Raw genomic sequence first — 20,491 nt, 5'->3', positions numbered from 1 at the left:
ATCAATTTATTTTAAATGAGAATTATTTCTCCTTTAAAATCTTCTCTGAGGCTCCTTCATCAGTAATTAACCAGGTTTGATGAGGAGCATTGGGCATATAAGCCTTGATTGCTTTAGCCTTGCGACCACCGCAAGCAAATGCAAATATGTGAGGTATTTTATTTAGATTCTCAAACTGCAAGCCAACCTGATGCACGCGGTCAACAATCTTTCCTTCGCCATCGAAAAAACACCCAAAACACTCGGTGACTACTTTTTTTTCACGCAACTCGGACAAACGAACTGAATCGTATCCTCTGCGTCTTGCCATGTCGTGAGCTAGTCCAATTCCGTGAATTACAACATCAGTTTGTGAAATATCTTCAAGGACATCAGTAAATGTAGATTCACGAATTAAAGATTTGTATGCAGCTGATGAAATCTGTTCTGGTAAATATAACGTTTTATATTTACCACCTGTTTCAGCAGCCATTTCTTGAACGATAGTATTACTTTGAATAGCAACATTTTCGCCCAAAGCTCCACGACCCGGTACAAATACCAGTTGTCGATTTTTACTTAAACTTTTAGACAAATTCCTAGTCGATTTTGCAAGAGCTTCACCGCCAAGAACAGTAATAATTGAATGTCCTAACGGCAAAAGAAGGTCCAGAGCTGCATTAAGCTCTTCACCCATTCTCTCATAAACCAAGTCCTGTAAATCGCTATCACCCGGTACAATAATTGTCCGTTCGATACCAAGTTTACGCGCCAAATCAATTTCTGTTTTACGAGCGTTAAACAAACGATCTATCAGAGGAGCAGCCTCCTGCAATATCTTTTTGCCCTTTTCTGTCATAAACATGCCAAAACTTTTGATCTCAATCAAACCATGATCACGAAGATATTCAGTTTCTGTTCGCACATTTCTTTCAGAAAGTCCTAGTGACTGAGCCACACTTCTGCGTCCTACTGGTGCATTAAGTGATATTTGCTCAAGAACAAGATATCTTTGTCGAAAAACTTTTAAGATGTCAGGAACGAGAGCTTCAAGCACGGGAAATTCCGAGTACATCAATATCTCTCCTTCTTCTGGGACCAAATTGACCCATTTATTGTCATTAGGTGTCCCAGATTGTCTAAAAATATATGAGAAACGTGACCTGACGCTAATCAAGTTACTCATTTCTCAATCGACAACTATAGTATAGCAACACACAAAAAATAATTCAAGTGAAATCAAACCAATTAGAAAGTCTTAATATTTTACCCAACTTTTGTTTTAAAATGTCTTACTGTCTTTTTCGTTTATCAAAGAAAAAACAATTCAATTTTTAGTCTTTTTCTGTTATACTTGTTGTTGTGCCAATTCTGGGTCCTTAGTGTAATGGATCGCACGTAAGATTCCGGTTCTTAAAATCTGAGTTCGACTCTCAGGGGACCCATTGGAATGAAAAGAGTATCTCTTGCAATTTAGCAAAAGATACTCTTTCTGTTTTATGCTAATAAATTTTGTAAAGCTTCTTGGCCGTCATTATTAAGTCGGTCTTTAAGTAGATAAGTGAATACTGCTCTCATTGCTGTTTTTTTGTTTGCAGCTTGCTGCCAGATAATTGAATTTTTGCCATCAAGTACAGAAGCCGTTACTTCTTCGCCCCGGTTTGCTGGCAAACAGTGCATGAACTTAACGGACGAATTTTTTGTCTTAGCTAGCAGATCATCATTAACCTGATACTTAGGATAAAAAATCTTCATATACTCTTCTTTATCAAGTTCTTGCTCATACAGACCATACCAGACATCTGTATAAAGGAAATCAGCATCCTCTAAAACTTTTTCGTCATCAGATAGTGTAATTGTGCCACCATTTTCCTGCGCTAACTTCTTTGCTTTATCATAAACGGCTGAAGGAACCCACTTTGATCTTGGACCATACTGAACGAAGTGCATCCCCATTTGTGCACACAAAAATAGTGCTGAAACTGTAATCTGAGTTGCATCCCCCACAAAAACCAGCTTAACATCAGATAGTTTTTTCCCTTGAGGCAAAAATTCCTTGATTGTAATTAAATCTCCAAGGGCTTGTGTTGGATGATCATTATCACTCATAAAATTAACTACGGGTGCAGGCGAATTTTGAGCAATTTCAACAATATCTTCATGACTGGCAGTTCTAACCCCAATGATATCAACCAGATCACCTAGGGCATGACTCGTATCAGCTAAGCCTTCATGACCATTTTCTCCCAATTGAATTTGACCAGGTGCTAAATACAATGCATGACCGCCAAGTTCAGTCATGGCAGTTTCAGCTGAACAACGTGTTCTTGTAGATACCTGATCAAAAATCATACCCAGACTTTTTCCTTTTAATAACGATGGGTAATATCCATGATTAATAGTTGCTTTAATTTTAATACCCAGCTCAGCTAAATATTGCATTTCATCTTTTGAAAAGCTACAGGTATCAATAAAGTCTCTTTTAACCAAAAAATCCTCCTTAAAATAACTTCTATTTATGTTGTTGCATACCATAATACAGGAATTCGGCTTTTTTTTAAACTAATTGGAGGCGAATATAAAAAGTCTTAATTACTTTTAAAACATTTTAAAGTAAGAGTTGAAGTATAAATTTTAAATTAAACTTATAATTGAAAGTATTTTTCATTTATCTCAAGTTCAAAAATGATAAACAAAAAAAGCAGCTTGATTATCAAGCTGCTCAGTATATATTTTTAATTCGTGTTACCGGCTGTTAATTCCCCTCTTTGAGCAAACTCAACATAAAGCTTATTGCCATAAGAGGATAGCCCTTCAATTTCACGTCTAACATTCAAATGGTGGGTCTTCTTAAATGTACCATCTTTATCAACTTTAAAGATGTAATCATTAAAGCCAACATAGAATTGACTGTGCTTTTGATCATAAGTGAATCCTTGAACTGGAGAATGATTGCTTACAAAGTTGCCTTTCGTAGCGCCAACTTCAACTGGAGTCCAGGTGTCACCACTGCGGGTAACTTTCCAATATTCATAATAACCGTGGCCACCATTATGGAACAGGCAATACATTGTATTGTCACCGGCAAATGTAGCATTGTGAATATATCTTGGACTACCATAATTAGAAATTCTAAAGGTCCAAATTTGATTAATCTTCATATCTGACTTGCGTATTTGCAAGATTTCTTCAGAAGCATCTGAATTGCTTGAAGTATTATTATTGGCAATTACGTAAACATATTTAGAAGATGAACCAATAGCCTGACCATGTCCTAGTTTGATATAAGGACTAACTTTAATATGTGATGCATATTTCTTAAAAGTTGACCAGTTTAGGGTTAATAAGTTTTGTGCCTTAAACTTGTTAATGTGTTTTAAGTCATAAGAAACTAAGTGACCGTTTTGTGCTTTGCTTGAGTTAAAGACTGCAACTGTGAAGTTCGAGCCATGAACAGTAATTCCTTCAGGAATTACACCTACCTGACCCATTTTATCTCCTGCCTTATTGTAGTCAAGACTCACAAATCGAGGCTGGAACAACTTAGTTCTCAAAGTTAAACCATTAGCTTTAAAAGTATTAGATCTGGTTTCAGGAGTATAGTGATGAGCTGCATTCCAATTTCTGGATGAAGACTTAGAACTGCCCTTCCACGTAGAAACTTCCTTTGGACCATTCTTAGGAGTTTTATTTGCCCTTGCAATACCTTCATTCTTGTCAGAGCGAACTGTGACGTCTACGCTAGCCTTAGCTTTGCCATAACTGTAATCTACAGTAGTCTTTCCTGGCGTACCCGAGTTAATCTTAGATTTAGAAACATTAACTTTATTTGCATCAACAGCGGTTCCAGTACCATCAGTCACATAATTAATCGCATCTTTAGTATTAAATGAATATTGATTATTTTGTACTAAACTAACTTTGTTGGCTACTGAAATCTTATTTCTGGCAAAAAAGTTTTGGTTAACCCAACCAACTGTGCGACCATCAACAATTATTTTCCAAAACTTGCCTTTCTTAGTAGCAATAGACTTCTTAGACTGAATCTGTGCGTGTTTGAAATACTTCGTAGAGGTGAATTTGCCAGATGGTCCCTTCTTTGATGCACTATGATAAACTGCGTAGTTGCCATTGCCAGCTATCTTAGTAACAGCCTTATGATAACTTTTAGCAGAAATGTATGAATTATTACTCCCAACAAATAAGCCAACTGCTGCTATCGTTCCAGCAACTAGCAATTTGTTTTTAAATTTTTTTTCCATTAAAGCTTACAACCCTTCTTTATAATATAATAACAGTTTTGCACTTTTTCAGGCATAAATCAATAATTACCGCCGTTATAAAAATAAACTACTTTTTATTAGATTTTTATAACCATTTAAGCTAAAATAATAAAATTGTTATCTTAAAATAAGGGAGTAGTTTCATGGGTGAAACACCAAACAATTCTAAAAAGATGATGTGGACAACGCTTGCTACTATGGCTTTTTCTATAGTATGGAGCTTCGGCAACGTTGTTAACGGATTTATATATTTTGACGGTACTAAGGTAATTTTCAGCTGGATTGTTATTTTCCTGCTTTTCTTTATTCCTTATGCATTAATGGTTGGTGAACTGGGGTCTGTTTTTAAGGATTCTGAAGGTGGTGTTGCCTCTTGGATTAACGCCACCATTGGACCTAAATGGGCTTATTATGCTGGCTGGACCTTTTGGGCTGTTCACGTAGTTTACATTTCCAGTAAAGGTACAGGTGGCCTGAGAGGCATGGCCTGGGGTATATTTGGAAATACTAACTGGTACGACAGTCTGCCAACAGTTTGGACACAATTAGCTACACTAGTAGTCTTTTTATTCTTTTGCTGGGTAGCCAGTCGGGGAATTCCAGTAATTAAAACTTTGTCAACAATCGCTGGTACTTCAATGTTCATCATGTCAATTTTATTTATTATCATGATGTTTGCGGCGCCAATGATTAATCCGCACACTAATTTCAATACTATTAACTGGAATTGGCAAAACTTTGTGCCAGATTTTAACATTAAGTATTTTACTTCTCTTTCCATTTTAGTATTTGCTGTAGGTGGCGCAGAGAAGATTTCGCCATATGTTAATAAATTGAAAAATCCTTCAAAGAATTTTCCAAAAGCGATGTTGGGCTTGGCCGGAATGGTAATGATTTCAGCTATTTTGGGCACAATAGCTTTAGCATTAATGTTTGATCCAAAGACCGTTAATGGCAATTTGAATGAATACATTTCAAACGGTCCATACATTGCCTTTCAAAAATTGGGTGAATATTACGGGGTTGGTGGATTATTCCTCTACATTTATGCCTGGTGCAATGTGATAGGTCAATTTTCCGCGTTGGTTATAAGTATTGATGCTCCTTTAAGAATGCTGCTAGGCGGCAAAGAAGCTAAAGATTTCATTCCTAAAAAGCTCTTAAAAGTTAACAAACATGGTGCCTACATTAATGGTATTTGGATGATTGTTATACTTTCGGGTGGAATTATAGCACTTCAAGCCGTTATGCCTGATGCACAAGCAGTAATGGCGCAACTGGTCAAGCTTAATTCTATTGTAATGCCAATGCGTTATCTATGGGTTTTCATTGCATATTTGGCTTTACGAAAACAACATGAAAAGTTCCACAAGGGTTTTGACAACTACCAAATGACCAAGCACCAGTGGCTGGCATATATAGCTGGTCTTTGGGGATTGGCAGTTACTATTGCATGCTGTTTAATGGGTATGTACTCATCTGATCCATTTACATTATGTCTAAATATCGCTACCCCTGTAGTATTACTGCTACTTGGTTTGATTATGCCGACTATTAGACACCACCAAGAAGAAAATAATAATTAAAAAAATCGCCTTGCTTAAGGCGGTTTTTTCTTTGCCAAAAATGCTAAACTATAACTAAATAATAAAGGAGATGAGAACTTTGCCTGATTTTCATAATGAAGCTGAAGACTTATTGCGTAACCATCACTTAAAAGCAACTAAACCCCGTTTAAAAATATTAGAATACTTAATGGCACATCATAATCATCCTACTGCAGCCACAATTTTTTCGGCAATTAGTGGTGATGAACCTACTTATCGTGCTACGGTTTACAATACTCTAAACAAATTAGTTGATGCCGGAATTGTGATTGAAATAAAAAATGGCGATGATTCTCTGCACTACGATTACTTTGTCAAACCACACTTTCATATTATCTGTAAAAAATGTGGCAAAATTGCTGACGTCTATTATCCTGAATTTGATACAATTGAAAACCGCATGAGAACAGAAGCCGAAAAGCAAACTGGGTTCGTCACATCCTCTAGCCATGTTGAAATATACGGTATCTGTCCTGAATGCCAAAAGAAAGAAAAAAAGAGCTGAATGATACGACTCCCTAAATTTAAGAAAAATATGGAGGTTCACATCAAAGTGGCTCTTTTTTTATTTATGATAAATAATTTATTGGTAACTTTCTTTAACCAGATTTATTTACCATTGCTTTTTGCTAATTGATCCAATTTTGCTTCTACAAGCTGAAATTTAAGAACCAAAGTAGATCAGAGTACAACCTTTTTGTTCTGGACTAAAAGTAAGTTACTTCAGAGGAATGTGACAAAATAAAAATTAATTCTACCCTACTTAATGAATCTCTTTTAATCATGATATTTTTAAATTCATAACTATTAATTACATCATAATTTTCATTTTTAAATTTTGTGGGTTACCTAAGATAGTATAAATCGCTAAATTCTTTATTTTTATTTTGCAAGGCAAGTTGTGGTGTTTTCCAATAAATTTGATCAGTTGCTATTGAGGCACCGCTTGCAGCAACTAAAACTGGTTGACCCATTTCTGAATGCAAACCAAAATATATGCCATCTCCTGCTCCCTGCATCCAAGCTCGAAAATTAATCCATCTGATGCCATGGATCTTCCTGCTCAATTCTCCTGTCATTTTCCAATTTTCGGTTCTTATTTGATAGTCTTTAGACATTTCTCCGTAAGTTTTATGCTCAAAAAATCTATCATCGATTCGATGCAGTTCATATTTTTCACCATTGTCAATAGTATAATTTAGGCCAATTGTCGTAGTATTCATATGCTTATTAAAATAACTATACCAGTTACCTCGCATAGCAAGCGGCATGATAAAAGCCCCGACATCACCCTGCATTTTTTGGCTCATCAGCTTGGGACTGATCCTTAAATCAAAAATCTTAGTTTTACGGACATATTTGCTAATTAAATAATCCCAGCCATTTTCTTTCAAGTATTGACTCATAGTTCTAAAAGTTGCTTGACCCAACTCTTTCACGCCATTGTTCGTATATAAATAGACAACATTATCTTGACCCACTTGTTTTAATGTATAAAGCACTTCGTGATCGCCTATTTGGTAAACTACACCAAAGCTCGAAGGTACATGAGGAAAATATTCGCTGTTTTTAACAGCCACAGCAATTCCGTTTTCTTTTTCTTCAGTTAATGTTTTTTGCCAGTCACTGCCATACTTTTTGGCAGCATATACCGCTATGACAGTAGCTGTTCTTTTAGGATTTATGCTGGAATCAATTGCTTTACCTTTGGTAGGTGTAGATTTAGTCTTAGAATTAGATTCACTTGGTTTTGATTTTACTATTTTGGGAACAAAAGCAGATTTTGTTTGTTTTTGCTGACTACAAGCAGATAACAATAAAAGCACTGAAGATGAAAAAGCCAAAAATTGCAGTATTTTTAACCTTTTTAACTTACCTAACATTTTCAAGAACTTCATTTTTGAATTTTAAACTCTTTCTTTAATTTTTAAATTTTAATATATCATCATAAGTTAGTCAGCATTATTTTTATGATAAAGATCTTTTTCAATTGTATATCGCGGACGCTTTTTTACTTCTTTGAAAATTTTGCCAACATATTCACCAATTATGCTAATACAAATAAGTTGAACCCCGCCTAAAGCCCAAATTGAGATCATTAAGGATGACCAACCTGAAACGGTATTGCCTTTAGCATTTTGAATAAAAGTATAAATTAACAAAATTAGTGCAATTAAGACAATTAATAAACCTAAATTCATGATTAATCTAATAGGAACTATTGAAAAAGAAGTAATCCCATCTAAGGCTAAGTTAATCATTTTCCGCAAGGGGTACTTTGATTTACCAGCTACTCTTTCAGTCCGTTTGTAATATACTTTTGCTGAAGGAAATCCTATCAGTGGAACTAAACCTCGTAAAAATAAATTTCGCTCAGGATAATTTATTAAAGTCACTACTGCCTGATGACTCAGTAAACGAAAATCTGCTGCATCTGGTATCATTTTGACACCTAAGCAGTTCATTAGCTTATAAAATATTTTGGCAGAAATACGTTTAAAACGACTATCAGTTTGACGATTATTCCGCACTCCATAAACTACCTGTGCACCCTCATAATATTTAGCCACCATTTTGATGATAACATTAGGATCGTCCTGTAAATCTGAGTCAATCGTTACTACCATATCTGCATCACTAACCGCAGACATACCCGCAAAAATAGCAGCCTGATGACCAAAATTACGACTTAATTTTAAGCCTGAAACATGTTCTTCATTGCTATACTGCTTGATCAAAAGCCAAGTTTTATCAGTACTACCATCATCGACAAAAACCACTTGACTAGTTTCTGCTACTTGATGATCTCCAATTAGTCGTTCAATTACTTTTTTAAAAATTGGCTCCGATTTGGGCAAAACTTGTTGCTCATTATAGCAAGGTACAACTATACACAATTTACCTTTTTTCATAGTTGTACTTCCTTTTTCTCAAATTTTTGTAAAACTGTTTGAATTCCAAACAAGGAATAGATAATTAGTATTGGCGTAAATTCAATTCTGTACCTACCCTGGACCTCAATAATTAACTGCGCTGCAACGTACGCAAAAAGAATTAATATTAATAAATATGCTTTATCTGGTAATTTCTTAGTAACAAGACTAAAAGCTCCTATTAACATAAAAATCATTTCTACAGCATTAATGGAGTAGGCCAAAATTAGGAGCAGATAATAGGTCAGGTACCCGCAATTTTTGCGAGATAAGGCATAGTTTAAACTGTTAGATGGATAAGACCATAAACAATTAAATTTCCGAATAAAAAGTTTTAGCCATAGATGATTATGATTCAGGTACTGCACGTTTTCTTTTGTTACCTCTTCCTCCCTTTGTGCCATTTCCACGCGTGATTCAGTTAAGTTAAATTTTTCATCTATAAATTTTCTATAAGTGCCAGCTGACTGGTAATTTAAGCCGGTAACTAACTTCCATAAACTATCACGATTACTTAAACCATATTCATTCAAACCTGTAGCTTTCACTGCTAAACTAAATCCAGTCAAAAGCAGAAAATATGTCAAAATAAATGTAAGTAACCTTAAAAAATTCTGTTTACCATTTTTTAAATCATCAATAATACTATAAATCACTTCGAAAACTATTATTCCTGCAAGATAAATGACGCCTATAGGTCTTAAAAAATTTCCTATTGCTAAAAAAATACCAGCTAATAACCAGGTCTTAATTGAGTAATTACACATAATGAGGTACAAACTTGCTAAAAAGAACATCATAGCAATATATTGATTACTCAAGCGGTTATTTAGGCAGAACCATTCCATATTTATTGCCATTAGGAAAACACACCAGCGACAAAAGATTATCTTCTGCCAAAGCCTTTTAGTTATGCAGTATAAAAGAATCAAAATAATAACTTGATAGAAAATATTCAGTAATTGCAAAATTCTAATATGAGTCCCCAAAAACTTGACAACCAACATTAAATAAGTTAAAAACCCAGTTTGATATGCCCATTTGGCAAAATAATTATTGTCAGTTTGATATATTGCTTTACCTTTTAATGCTTTAAGTGTTGTTTGCCAAAATGTTTCATAGTCACTTGTCTGTTGCATAGGTGTTTTATAGATCCAAAGACAACTAATCAAAACAAAGACAATAAGCAAGATAGACAAAACAATTATATTATTTCTCTCGCTTTCAGGAATTATAGCCAAAATATAACACGCAAAAGCTATTGCTAAAAAGGCACAAATCATACAAAAAATTAATAATACACTACTTTTTAGTCCCCTCATTTGATATAAAAGGAAGCAATAAGTTAAAATTCCTAGTGTCACAAGACAGCTAAATAATAAAAAACAAAGTTTTAAAAGTTTAGATATCCAATTTGAAAAATTTATATTCATTTGTTCACGATTTACATTCTTCCTAAATCTAACCATACCTTTTAATTACCTGGCCGAGTCTTGTCTTTAAAAATAAATACTTTACTAAATAGATAATTAGCAATAATGACAATTACGTTATCGACAATTTTTACCCAAAAAGCATTTGCATTCATGATACCAATGCCAATCTTCAGAATTAAAAAATCTATTAATAAGCTGAGAATTCTCCAGAAGAAAAAAGAAAAAATTTCTCTAATCATTTGCTTTTTTGTACGAGAATGTGCATGAAACACGTATAGTTTATTGGTAACATAAGCAAAAATGACTGACACCAGCCAAGCCACAAAGGTGGCCATCTGGTAGCCAGTCATATGTTTCCAAGTATATAAATAATTAAATAATAACAAATTAATTAAAGTAGTTAAGCCACCAAAAATCAGGTATGCGATCATCTGCCAATATTTCACAATCAAAGTTTTTATTTTCATTACTAAGTATTTTATACAATTAAAAAATTAAGCAAAATAATATTTTTATATTAGGGCTAGTTATTTCAGCTTATTTTTTTATGTCCTTTGCCCTAACCCAGCCATAATGAGTTTCATAGTAAAGATGATCTTTTTTACCTAGAAAAGACATCTGCACATAGGTTCTAACCGTTTGCCCCTTATACAGTTTACAGCTTTTAATTGGCCTTTCTTTATCGTTGTAATAGTAAGTGTTTCTCTTAATTATACGTTTAACACCGTCAACTGCTACAATCGGTAAATATCGATTTTTGCCAATTTTATACATATATTTGTTTTCTTTACCATATATACGAACTTTATCTCCCGGTAAAAGAACTTTTTTACCGGTTTTGACATAATCTAGTTTTCGATGTCCCTTTTTTCCTTGATAACTGAATACACGTTCCCAATGCAAAAGAGAGCCATGATGAATTCTACTGGAAGCTGCAACATTATTTCGCAGGATGCCAATTACGCATGTTATTAACGTTATAACAATTAAAAAACTGAAAATTATTCTGTGTATATTTTTTGATTCCATATTATTTTTCCTGTTTAGTGTTTGAGATAAACATACCGGTAAAGAAAATGAACACATTTATATATTATTACTTCTAAATTGAATTTCTTAACTAATACCTTTTATCACTAACTATTTTACCAGTTCCAATTGATTTAATCTTTTGACTTTCATTATCTTCATCATCACTATCAGAAGAACGGAATGAAGCACCTTTATATAGCAAAACTTGTTTTCTTTCAGTATCACCAACTTCAAAAGTAAAGGTAATTTTATAAACTACATTGCTAGACTTATTTGGTGCAGGACTGACAGAAATAACAGAACATGACATATCATAACTGTCAATGTCGTCATCTTCGTCATACCCCTTGTCCATTTTGCGTAATTCTTGATAACTTTTGTTTTCCGCACCATTAACAAAAGCATCTTCATCGGGATCCTTAAAATTGTCCTCTAATATTTCTTGGGCATCTTCTTTGGCAATTAAACCATCCCACTTAGGCTCAATGGTCTTATGACTATCATTTGCATCATCATATTGCACATCACCATAATTCAATTCCTGAGATTTAATAGTATTACTACCAACTTTAGCCTTAACATAAATTTTCAACTTATCGGTTACTGGATAGTCTTTAAACGTAAGTCGACCTTTTTTGTTTAAAGTGCCAACATTTTTATCATTCAAGTAAAGAATTGCACCAGGAGTACTTTTAACCGTAAAATTTTCAGTCCTAATTCCCATATCAACTGTGCCACTGGACCACAAGTCATAATTTGAAGTTGTCGACAAATTCCTGTTTGAAATATTAGACTTGACTTTTATGTGGTACGTTCCTACGAACAAGTGTCTTAATTTAACACCATATTTATTATCTTGTTTTTCACTAGCAAAATTCCCGGGTTTAACCTGACCAATGTATTTACCATTGACAGTTATGGAAGAATTTGAATGATTAGTGGCTACAGCTGCATAAATCGTAGGCACTCTTAGAACATATTTCGGAAAAAGCAACATATGATGACCAGATTGAACAAGATGAATTCTATTGAATGAAGCATCTTCTTTTAAATAATTAATTAGCTCATTAGCAGCCTTATGATGTTCCGCAAAATAAGTCTGAGTTGGTTTTAAAGCCGTATCTGTTACCTGCATAGCAGAATCATCTGCAACAACATCTTTAGCTAATCCGGCTTTAGTATCAATTAAATCTGCTTTAATTCTATTAATTTGATTTTCTTTTGAATAATGGCTTGAGCCCCAAGCATAAAAAATTGTAAAAACTGCTAAAAATGTTGCACCCAGAGTAAGCAAAACTTTCGTTTTCTTCTTCATGGGTTGGGCATGATAAGCTTGACGTCCTTGAGACGAGGTCTGTTTCTTAGCTGTCTGCTGATATGCTTGTCTTGACGGACTGGCATGCTCTTTTTTTGCTAATTTGAAACCACAGTTGGGACAAAACTCAACGTTGCTCTCTAACTTTGTGCCACAATTGGGACAAAATCTTCTTCCACTCATTATTTCTTGCTCCTCTGTCCTTATCAGCTAAAGGCTGAAAACAACTGATTCATTAATGAATCATAGGCTGAACTATATATCAGAGAGAACAAAATTATTAGCGCGATAATGATAATAAAGAAGGAAATAATGTAGCCGTACATTTTATCACGTACCGGCTTAAGATTTTCACCTAAAGTAGTCACCTGAAAACCCATAAAGAAGTTTGCAATTATTAGCAAAAACAATAAAGCTGCCATTGAGCCATTATTTGACCCTAATAGCATAATAATAAAAGTTAAAACGGATAGGATCAAATTCAAATTACTACAATGAACACCAGAATTAACAAATTCAAGCAAATTTTTCCCGTGACCATAAATAAATCTATAAGCAGCATAATAGCCACCAATAACTATCACTTCAAAAAGGACTGAGAAAAATAATAATGCAATTGTAGAATTAAAGGCAATTCCAGAAACTGTATCTCCTAGACCAAAAGTACTTGCACCATACCTATTAGCAACAGCTTTCATTCCAAAATATATTCCTAAAACCAGCACAATATCTTCTGCGAGGATAGTCACCCAACCATACCAACTTTCCCCAGTAAGTTCTGAGAATGGGCGTTTCCATGATGCCACACACCATTGCCAATAGTTGTTGAACTTTTCTTTTCTTGCACTATTTGAAGTTTGATATTGATTAATAGTTTGTCCTTGATTTGAATAAGTTGGCTGAGAATTGTACTGTGAACGTTGCGGCGTTATTCTAGGCTGTGCAAACTGGCTTTCAATTTGACTATTTCGCTCAGAAGTAGATTGCTGATCATTTAGAGTTGTACTTTGTTTTATATGCTCCGGCTCAATTCTTTCCGGAATAATTGGTGAGTTAACATTTGGCTTAAGTTCTGATTTATTAGCTTGAGCATTGTTGATGTTACGCAAGTCCGTACCGCATTTAGTACAAAAGTTAACGTCAGCTTCCATTAAGGCACCACAATTGGGACATTTTTTCATTTATTTTCTCCTATAAATAACAAGTATTCAAATCCGGCATTTTTAACTTAAATATATCTATTATGATTATTTCTATTATATTATATAAATAGAAGATTAATTAATATGTCTTTTTCCTACCAAAATAACCAAATATTATACTGTACACCATTACTTTAGTTAATACGTAAAACTAATTTTAAAAGTGCTATAAATTATAATAAAACTGCTGTAGCGGTTTTGGAACATCATATAAAAATAATAAAAATAAAGATTATAGTGAGAGTATACTTTTCATTTATGAACATACAAAAACGGTTTAGACCAAATTTAGCATTTTGACTACTAAAAATGCTATTTAGCTTTTTGTTTTTATACAATATTATTATTTATTCATAATTTATAAGTATGATTATAAAGCAATAAAATAGTAAGATATAATTAACTCTAGGATTTCTAAACGTGTAATTTTATTTTTATTAAAGGAATTTTTTTAATCGCAAACAAAAAAAGAGCTTTTCAGCTCTTATTTCAAATTACTTTGTCTAATTGATATTCATACTTACGAGTAATTCAGCTCTTTGAGCTAGATTTACATATAACTTATTATCACTTACTGATAGTCCTTCGATTTCACGACCAGTATCAAATGAATAAGTATCCTTTATTTTACCGTTGCGTCCAATCTTAAAGATTAAATCATTAAAGGCTAAATAAAAGTTTTTGTTTTTAGCATCATAAGTAAAACCCTGTACTGGAGCGTTGTTATTAACAAAGTTGCCATCAGTTTTTCCTACTAATTTTGGATACCAGTTATCACCGGTACGAGTAAATTCCCAGTATTCATAACAATTATTTTCAGTATCATGATAAACGGTGTACATATCATAATCAGAAATCATCACGCCATTTTGGAAATAGCGATTAGTCTTGCCGTCATCAATCCACGTTTTGATTGTCCAAATTTTATTAATCTGCAAGTCACTTTTACGTATTTGAATTAATTCTTCAGAATTATTTGTGTCTTTTAACGTATTGTCGTTGTTTAAAACATAAATGTATTTGTCACTTGAGCCCATAGCTTGACCGTGACCGATTGGAATATATGGACTTACTTTAATATGTTTAACATAATTGTTAAACTTCTTTTGGGTCATATCAAGTAAGTGTTGTGAATTATATGGATTAGTTAATTTGTTCAAATCATAACCAACAATGTGACCAGACATCACATCTGTGTGGCTCAAAAGACTGGTATAGGCCCAACCATCAGAAACGGTTACTCCTTCTGGAATATGACCGACACGATTAATGTTATCATCTGTCGGATCTGCCACACTGAGTAAAACTGGCTGGTAAAATTTCGTCTTTAAAGTTAAATCACCACTAGTTAAGGTATGTTTACTATCTTCAGGGCTATACTCTGTTGGACTAACATAATTTAAGGATGAACCATAATGAGTTTTCCAAGCTTGATAATCATTTGTGCCCGGTTGAGCAGGGAAGGAATTAAATGTATCTGCATCAACAACTCCTTCTTTAGTACTCTTTCTTACAGTCACTTTAACGGTGGCAGTTGCGTCTCCATATGTATATTTCACTTTATATGTTTTAGGAGTACCACAATTTATACTATCTTTAGAAACAATTACCTGACTATTGTCAATTACAGTTCCCATGCTATTTGTAACATATGAAATTGCATCTTTTGTTGAAAAGTCATAAAACTCATTGCGAACCAAAGTAACAGTCTTAGGAACGGCGATTTTGTTTCTGTCAAAGTAATTTTCATTTACATAACCTACTTCACGACCATTGACATAAATACGCCAATAGCGATATTTCTTGGTTTCGATCAGTTGATCCGACTGAATGTGACTGTACTGAAAATTAATGCCATCAGCTACTTTAGTATTAACTTTGCCGTCTTTAACTTCTTTCCAAACCTTATAGTTCTTATTACCGGCAACTTTTGTCATCATAGCAAAACCAGTAACAACCTGTTTTGGCTTAGGTTTAGTATTATCCTGATCACCTGTGTCATTTTGATCAGTTTGACCTGATTTATTGGCATCAGTATTATCAGAATTTGCATCAGTTGAGCTATTCGATGATTTATTACTATCATCTTGAACTGGCGGCTGAGTGCTACTGGAATCTGCCGCAACTGATGTAGTTGACAAACCGGTATAGATCAATAGTCCGGCAACTATAGTCAGTAAATAGGTTATTGTTTTATTACAAAGCTTCAAAATATATCCTCCAATATTTAAGTTTACCTTTAAATTATATAATAAAAACCTCATTAAAAAGAATACAAAATTAATACACTTTCATTGACAGCACGTAATGTAAGTGATTTAATTAGCACTGTACTTGATAGAGTGCTAATTATATTTAGGAGGTAGAAAGATGCTTGTACCTACAGTTATTGAACAAACTGCACGCGGCGAACGCGCATATGACATATATTCACGTTTATTGAAAGACAGAATCATCATGTTAAGTGGTGAAATTAACGATGATATGGCAAATTCAATTATTGCACAATTACTATTTCTTGATGCTCAAGATAACACCAAGGATATTTCACTTTACATTAACTCACCAGGTGGTGTAATCACTTCTGGTTTAGCAATCATGGATACCATGAATTTTATTAAATCTGATGTTTCAACCATCGCTATCGGTATGGCAGCCTCTATGGCTTCCATTTTACTGACTAGTGGCGCAAAAGGTAAACGTTTTGCATTACCTAATTCGACTGTTTTGATCCATCAACCTTTAGGTGGTGCACAGGGTCAGCAAACTGATATTCAAATTGCAGCCAATGAGATTTTAAAGAGCCGTGAAAAGATTAACAGAATTTTACATGAAACTACTGGCCAACCTTTAGAAAAGATTCAAAAGGACACTGAGCGCGATAACTACATGACCGCACAGCAGGCTAAAGACTATGGCTTAATCGATGAAATCATGGTTAACCAAAAGAAATAAATTTATTATCAACTAAAAAATTGATGCTCTTTAAGAGTGAAAAAGGAAGTCAAATTATTGTATTTGACTTCCTTTTTGTTTGAATAGATATTTACTTTTAGCCTGGCAGTTTAACCAACCATACCATCAGTACTTTTGCCACGTGATTGATATTGATCTATGATTCCTAATTTCTTAAAGATTGCCTGTTTATATGCAATCTCCGCATTCCACTCAACTGTTTCTAAAACTTGAGCTGCAGCATGCAGATCTGTTTCAGTAATTAAAACTCCGTGGCTGTTTAATAGAAAAATATTTTCTTTAGCGTTATCACCAAGCTTTACCAGTTCATCGTGCACTAAATCTGCAAGTTCTTTACTGCATGCTACTCGATAAGGTAAGCATTTAATTTTGCCAAGAGGAACATTAAAAGAGGTAATCTCTGTTAAATTAGGCATATCCTGACCCAGTGTTGCCCAAAACATGCTTTTTGGAGCATGAGAATGATAAACTACTCTAATGTCTTTATTTGCTTTGTATGCTCCTATATGCATGTTGATTTCACGGGTTAATCTACCTTCACCAGCCATTTTTTCGCCTGTTTCCAAATCAATGACTAAAATTTGAGAAGCATTTAGTTTTGAAAACCACGCTTCTGACATAAAAGTAGGAGTCATTAGTAAGTAATCGTGGTTAGCATAATAAGTCTGGTTATCATAAGAGAAAGTTTCATCTGGAGTAATTTTTACGGAAATATTTCCACCCGCGATATTTGTCATCTTCCGGTTAAACATTTCGCGTGCTACTTCAGCAATATCTTTACGTTCATTTTCAAAAGGAAGTCTTTCCTTAGTTATATTGTAATTCTCTATCATTTATTTATCTCTTTTCCTTACTTCATATTCTCTGCGCTTTTTATAGGCAGCCTGATACTTAATTTCTTTTTGTCGGTTATAATTTTCAAAAATTACTGGGTCACCATATTTAGCTATAAAAAGACCAAATAAGGTTACGCTGATACAACCAATAATATTTTGAGTCAAAATTGCTTGAATTGTTAAAATGATGTTAATGAATAAAGCAAACGACCACCATATTTTGGTTAATTTTTTTGATTTTGGAGTTTTATCTTTCATTTGATTTACTCCGTTTTACTTGTTAAAGTTCGTAAAATCTACGTCATTAATATCGTTGATTGTGAAGTTGCCTTTTGTTGCAGGACTCGGAATCTTTTTATGCACATTAGCAAAATCAATACCGTCTATACTGGAAATACTCCATGATTTATCTTCTTCATTAATTTCAAGATCATCTTGAGTACTTTCTACTTTGTTAACCTGGCCATTATTTAGGGCATAACGTTTGCTAGGCAAGGCAATTTTATTTTGATCTTTATAAAGCCAAACAAAAATTAATAACCATACTAAAGCTGCAGCTATTGCCCACCACTTGCCATTAAAGGCTTGTGCAAAAAATAATCTAAAATCTGGGCCTTCAAAAGTTGACCAAGATAATTGTTGACCAGGATTAACATGTACTGCTCCTGTAGACTTTGCGAGATTTGTGATTACTGGAGCAAAATAAGTAGCACCGTATAAGAAAATTGGGGTAGTAATTATGCCTAATGTCAACATTCTCCACAGATTAGCTCCAGTTAGTAACAGGGCTGCAACTACAAATGAAAGATTAATTATTCCAGCGAACGGTAAGACAGTGTTGCCCGGTAATATCATGGCCATAATTAGCATTACTGGTACTAAAATAATTACTGTTACCCATAACTCATTTCTTCCTGCGAGAATTGGCCAATCTAAGCCAATAAATACTTGCCTACCTTTGAAATGTTTCTTCATCATTTCATTCATAGCATTAGCAATTGGATTTAATGCTTCCATGAACAATTTTGAAATCATGGGAAACATTGTCATGGCTGCGGCGGCTTCAATGGCAAGTTTTAAGGAACCCGAAACAGAATAACCTGCTCCAAAACCTAGTAACAATCCAATAATTGCTCCCATTACTGAGTTATCAGCAAAAATACCAATTTTCTTCTGGATAGCATTAGCATCAGCTGGTTTATTCATTATTGGAATAAAATCTAACAATTTATTAAGTGGCATTAGTACAACTGCAAATAAGGTCACGAAATGAGGAACAGTAACTCCCGGAATTCCTGTCAGGTCTTGAATGTGTCTTTGCCACATGTCCCCTGCTTTTAGTTCTAAAATGATTTGAATGCCGGCAACAATGAACCCATAAATGGCATTATGGGTAAAGTATAAGACTACAACATAAGTGAAAATCTTGTTCCATACATTCCACATATCTACGTTCAAAGTTTTTGTCCAATTAAATGTCAGCATGACAAAATTAATTAGTAACAAGAACGGAAAGAACAAAAATGCTGCTTTGTATGACCAGGTGATTGCAGCAACACCAGGCCATCCTTGGTCAATAGCGTTAAGACTTAAGTGTAACATCTTTGACATTGCCTTGGCAGCCGGCGAAATTGAATCAGTCATATAATTAACAACCAAAGTCATTCCACTAAAGGCCACACCTAAAGTAAGGGAAGCTTTAACTGCTTTACTCAACTTTAATCTTGCTATGATAGAGATGACGAACATAATCAATGGTACAAAGACCGCTGCTCCTAAGTTAAGAACATAATTGACTACGTTTTTTAATATTTCCATTTAGAATCACTCCCTTTCTTTATGACCTGTTTTTTAATGTCATCATGGCATTAACTAGTTCTAAATAAGTGTTGTCACCTTTTGACCCTGTCAAAATATCAACTCCGTTTACTTCCGGAATTCCCTCTTTTTTGCAAATATCATGAATTTCTGGTGTAGGTTTTGCTAGCCATACATAGATATCATAATTAGGTAACACACTGGCTAGTTGCTTAAAATCTGTTGCTTCAACATCAACTCCCTTTACCGAATGATCCTCTAAAAATGACTTCACTGTCCCTACAACTGTTTCACTAGTAGCAATACCACTGCCGCACGCAACAACAATTTTTAACATAATAAACTCCTTTAAAATCTATTTACTAAAAATTCATAAACTTCTTCTGGCTTTGACAGTTTTTTAAATGAGCTAACGAAACTTTCATCATTCATCAGCTGCATAAATCTTTGCAATAACTTGACTTGTAAATCTTGCTTTTCTTTAACAATTCCTAAAAAGAAGAAATAATTCGTTTCCATATCTTCATTAGTTCCCATTTGCTTCATCTTGACTTTACCTGCCGTTTTCACAACAGCTATAAATGCTTTTTTGACATTTTCAGGATTAGCATGTGGTAGTGCAATTGGTAAATACTGGGTATTCAAACCAGTAGGAAATTCCTTTTCTCTTTCGGTTAAAGCTTTAAAATAACTTGATTCAACTACATTGAATTTTTCAAGCTCTTTGGCAATTTTTTGATATAATTCAGTGCAATTGCTTGCATTTACGTCCCAGAATACGAGATTACGGTCAAATAAATCAGAATAACTACTCATTAAATCCTCCCTTTGTTCATTTGTTCGAACATTTTTGAACTTTTATTTTACAAGTATGATTATAAAACGCTTTCATGAGCATTTCAAGTTTTTTTTGAAAAAAATATGTTATTTGTTCACAAATGTTCAAATTTATGAACTCGGACTAAAAAGAATATGTAAAATATATTTCTAAGTGTTCAAGCCTTGTAAACGTTATAATGAAAGCTGTTAAGATATATATAATTTATCAGCAATTTTGTTCAAATCGAAAACTAT

General features: G+C 33.9%; 19 protein-coding genes. 3 read left to right on the top strand and 16 right to left on the bottom strand.

Going from position 1 to position 20,491, the window contains the following annotated elements:
• Window positions 1–22 precede the first annotated feature (22 nt).
• The 3 genes from JF76_RS03460 to JF76_RS03450 form a co-directional block, all read right to left on the bottom strand.
• Window positions 23–1,054 carry a sugar-binding domain-containing protein gene (locus JF76_RS03460; protein ID WP_045927821.1) on the bottom strand — a complete coding sequence of 344 codons (1,032 nt, stop codon included), beginning with the start codon at window positions 1,052–1,054 and terminating at the stop codon, window positions 23–25.
• Between the two features lie 422 nt (window positions 1,055–1,476).
• Window positions 1,477–2,469 (bottom strand): ornithine carbamoyltransferase, encoded by a 993-nt coding sequence (argF, locus tag JF76_RS03455; protein WP_045927820.1) that lies wholly within the window; start codon window positions 2,467–2,469, stop codon window positions 1,477–1,479.
• A 245-nt stretch (window positions 2,470–2,714) separates the two neighbouring features.
• Window positions 2,715–4,241 (bottom strand): LBA0864 family S-layer associated protein, encoded by a 1,527-nt coding sequence (locus tag JF76_RS03450; protein WP_045927819.1) that lies wholly within the window; start codon window positions 4,239–4,241, stop codon window positions 2,715–2,717.
• Window positions 4,242–4,405: 164 nt separating this feature from the next.
• Here JF76_RS03450 and JF76_RS03445 point away from each other — a divergent pair, with 164 nt between their 5' ends.
• Both JF76_RS03445 and JF76_RS03440 read left to right on the top strand, forming a co-directional pair.
• Window positions 4,406–5,848: an APC family permease gene (locus JF76_RS03445; RefSeq protein WP_045927818.1), complete on the top strand. Its 1,443-nt coding sequence runs from the start codon at window positions 4,406–4,408 to the stop codon at window positions 5,846–5,848.
• 79 nt (window positions 5,849–5,927) lie between these two features.
• Window positions 5,928–6,374 carry a Fur family transcriptional regulator gene (locus JF76_RS03440; protein ID WP_244267922.1) on the top strand — a complete coding sequence of 149 codons (447 nt, stop codon included), beginning with the start codon at window positions 5,928–5,930 and terminating at the stop codon, window positions 6,372–6,374.
• A gap of 340 nt (window positions 6,375–6,714) precedes the next feature.
• Here the strand turns inward: JF76_RS03440 and JF76_RS03435 are convergent, their stop codons facing one another.
• The 8 genes from JF76_RS03435 to JF76_RS03400 form a co-directional block, all read right to left on the bottom strand.
• On the bottom strand, window positions 6,715–7,767 hold the full coding sequence (locus tag JF76_RS03435) for a hypothetical protein (protein WP_156962748.1): 1,053 nt from the start codon (window positions 7,765–7,767) through the stop codon (window positions 6,715–6,717).
• Window positions 7,768–7,821: 54 nt separating this feature from the next.
• Complete coding sequence (locus tag JF76_RS03430) at window positions 7,822–8,781, bottom strand: glycosyltransferase family 2 protein (RefSeq protein WP_045927815.1); 960 nt, start codon at window positions 8,779–8,781, stop codon at window positions 7,822–7,824.
• A complete protein-coding gene (locus JF76_RS03425; RefSeq protein WP_156962747.1) occupies window positions 8,778–9,941 on the bottom strand; it encodes a hypothetical protein in 1,164 nt (387 codons plus the stop codon). The genes JF76_RS03430 and JF76_RS03425 overlap by 4 nt, the downstream gene beginning before the upstream one ends.
• Before the next feature lie 335 nt (window positions 9,942–10,276).
• Entirely contained in the window at window positions 10,277–10,705 is a 429-nt protein-coding gene (locus JF76_RS03420) for a GtrA family protein (RefSeq protein WP_045927814.1), read from the bottom strand.
• A 70-nt stretch (window positions 10,706–10,775) separates the two neighbouring features.
• A complete protein-coding gene (locus tag JF76_RS03415; protein WP_045927813.1) occupies window positions 10,776–11,267 on the bottom strand; it encodes an SLAP domain-containing protein in 492 nt (163 codons plus the stop codon).
• 91 nt (window positions 11,268–11,358) lie between these two features.
• Window positions 11,359–12,768: a zinc ribbon domain-containing protein gene (locus JF76_RS03410; protein WP_045927812.1), complete on the bottom strand. Its 1,410-nt coding sequence runs from the start codon at window positions 12,766–12,768 to the stop codon at window positions 11,359–11,361.
• 23 nt (window positions 12,769–12,791) lie between these two features.
• A complete protein-coding gene (locus tag JF76_RS03405) occupies window positions 12,792–13,766 on the bottom strand; it encodes a zinc ribbon domain-containing protein (RefSeq protein ID WP_045927811.1) in 975 nt (324 codons plus the stop codon).
• A gap of 524 nt (window positions 13,767–14,290) precedes the next feature.
• The gene (locus tag JF76_RS03400) at window positions 14,291–15,997 is read right to left on the bottom strand and encodes an SH3-like domain-containing protein (RefSeq protein ID WP_045927810.1); all 1,707 of its coding nucleotides are present in this window, start codon (window positions 15,995–15,997) and stop codon (window positions 14,291–14,293) included.
• 160 nt (window positions 15,998–16,157) lie between these two features.
• Between JF76_RS03400 and clpP the strand changes: the two genes are divergently transcribed.
• The gene (gene clpP, locus JF76_RS03395; protein WP_034977497.1) at window positions 16,158–16,742 is read left to right on the top strand and encodes an ATP-dependent Clp endopeptidase proteolytic subunit ClpP; all 585 of its coding nucleotides are present in this window, start codon (window positions 16,158–16,160) and stop codon (window positions 16,740–16,742) included.
• Between the two features lie 110 nt (window positions 16,743–16,852).
• Here clpP and JF76_RS03390 read toward each other — a convergent pair whose 3' ends face one another.
• From JF76_RS03390 to JF76_RS03370, 5 genes are read right to left on the bottom strand one after another with little or no spacing between them, the layout of a single operon-like run.
• Window positions 16,853–17,596, bottom strand: coding sequence for a class II aldolase/adducin family protein (locus JF76_RS03390; RefSeq protein WP_045927809.1), 744 nt, complete (start codon window positions 17,594–17,596; stop codon window positions 16,853–16,855).
• Complete coding sequence (locus JF76_RS03385; RefSeq protein WP_045927808.1) at window positions 17,597–17,857, bottom strand: hypothetical protein; 261 nt, start codon at window positions 17,855–17,857, stop codon at window positions 17,597–17,599. It lies immediately after the preceding gene.
• 15 nt (window positions 17,858–17,872) lie between these two features.
• On the bottom strand, window positions 17,873–19,417 hold the full coding sequence (locus JF76_RS03380; RefSeq protein WP_045927807.1) for a PTS galactitol transporter subunit IIC: 1,545 nt from the start codon (window positions 19,415–19,417) through the stop codon (window positions 17,873–17,875).
• 19 nt (window positions 19,418–19,436) lie between these two features.
• The gene (locus JF76_RS03375; RefSeq protein WP_045927806.1) at window positions 19,437–19,754 is read right to left on the bottom strand and encodes a PTS sugar transporter subunit IIB; all 318 of its coding nucleotides are present in this window, start codon (window positions 19,752–19,754) and stop codon (window positions 19,437–19,439) included.
• 11 nt (window positions 19,755–19,765) lie between these two features.
• Window positions 19,766–20,233, bottom strand: a complete 468-nt coding sequence (locus JF76_RS03370) for a PTS sugar transporter subunit IIA (RefSeq protein ID WP_045927805.1) — start codon at window positions 20,231–20,233, stop codon at window positions 19,766–19,768.
• Between the last annotated feature and the right edge of the window lie 258 nt (window positions 20,234–20,491).

It is taken from the genome of Lactobacillus kullabergensis (genome assembly GCF_000967195.1).
Lineage (GTDB): Bacteria > Bacillota > Bacilli > Lactobacillales > Lactobacillaceae > Lactobacillus > Lactobacillus kullabergensis.
The sequence above is the reverse complement of the archived record's forward strand: the minus strand, read 5'-3'. Positions and strand labels throughout refer to the sequence as shown.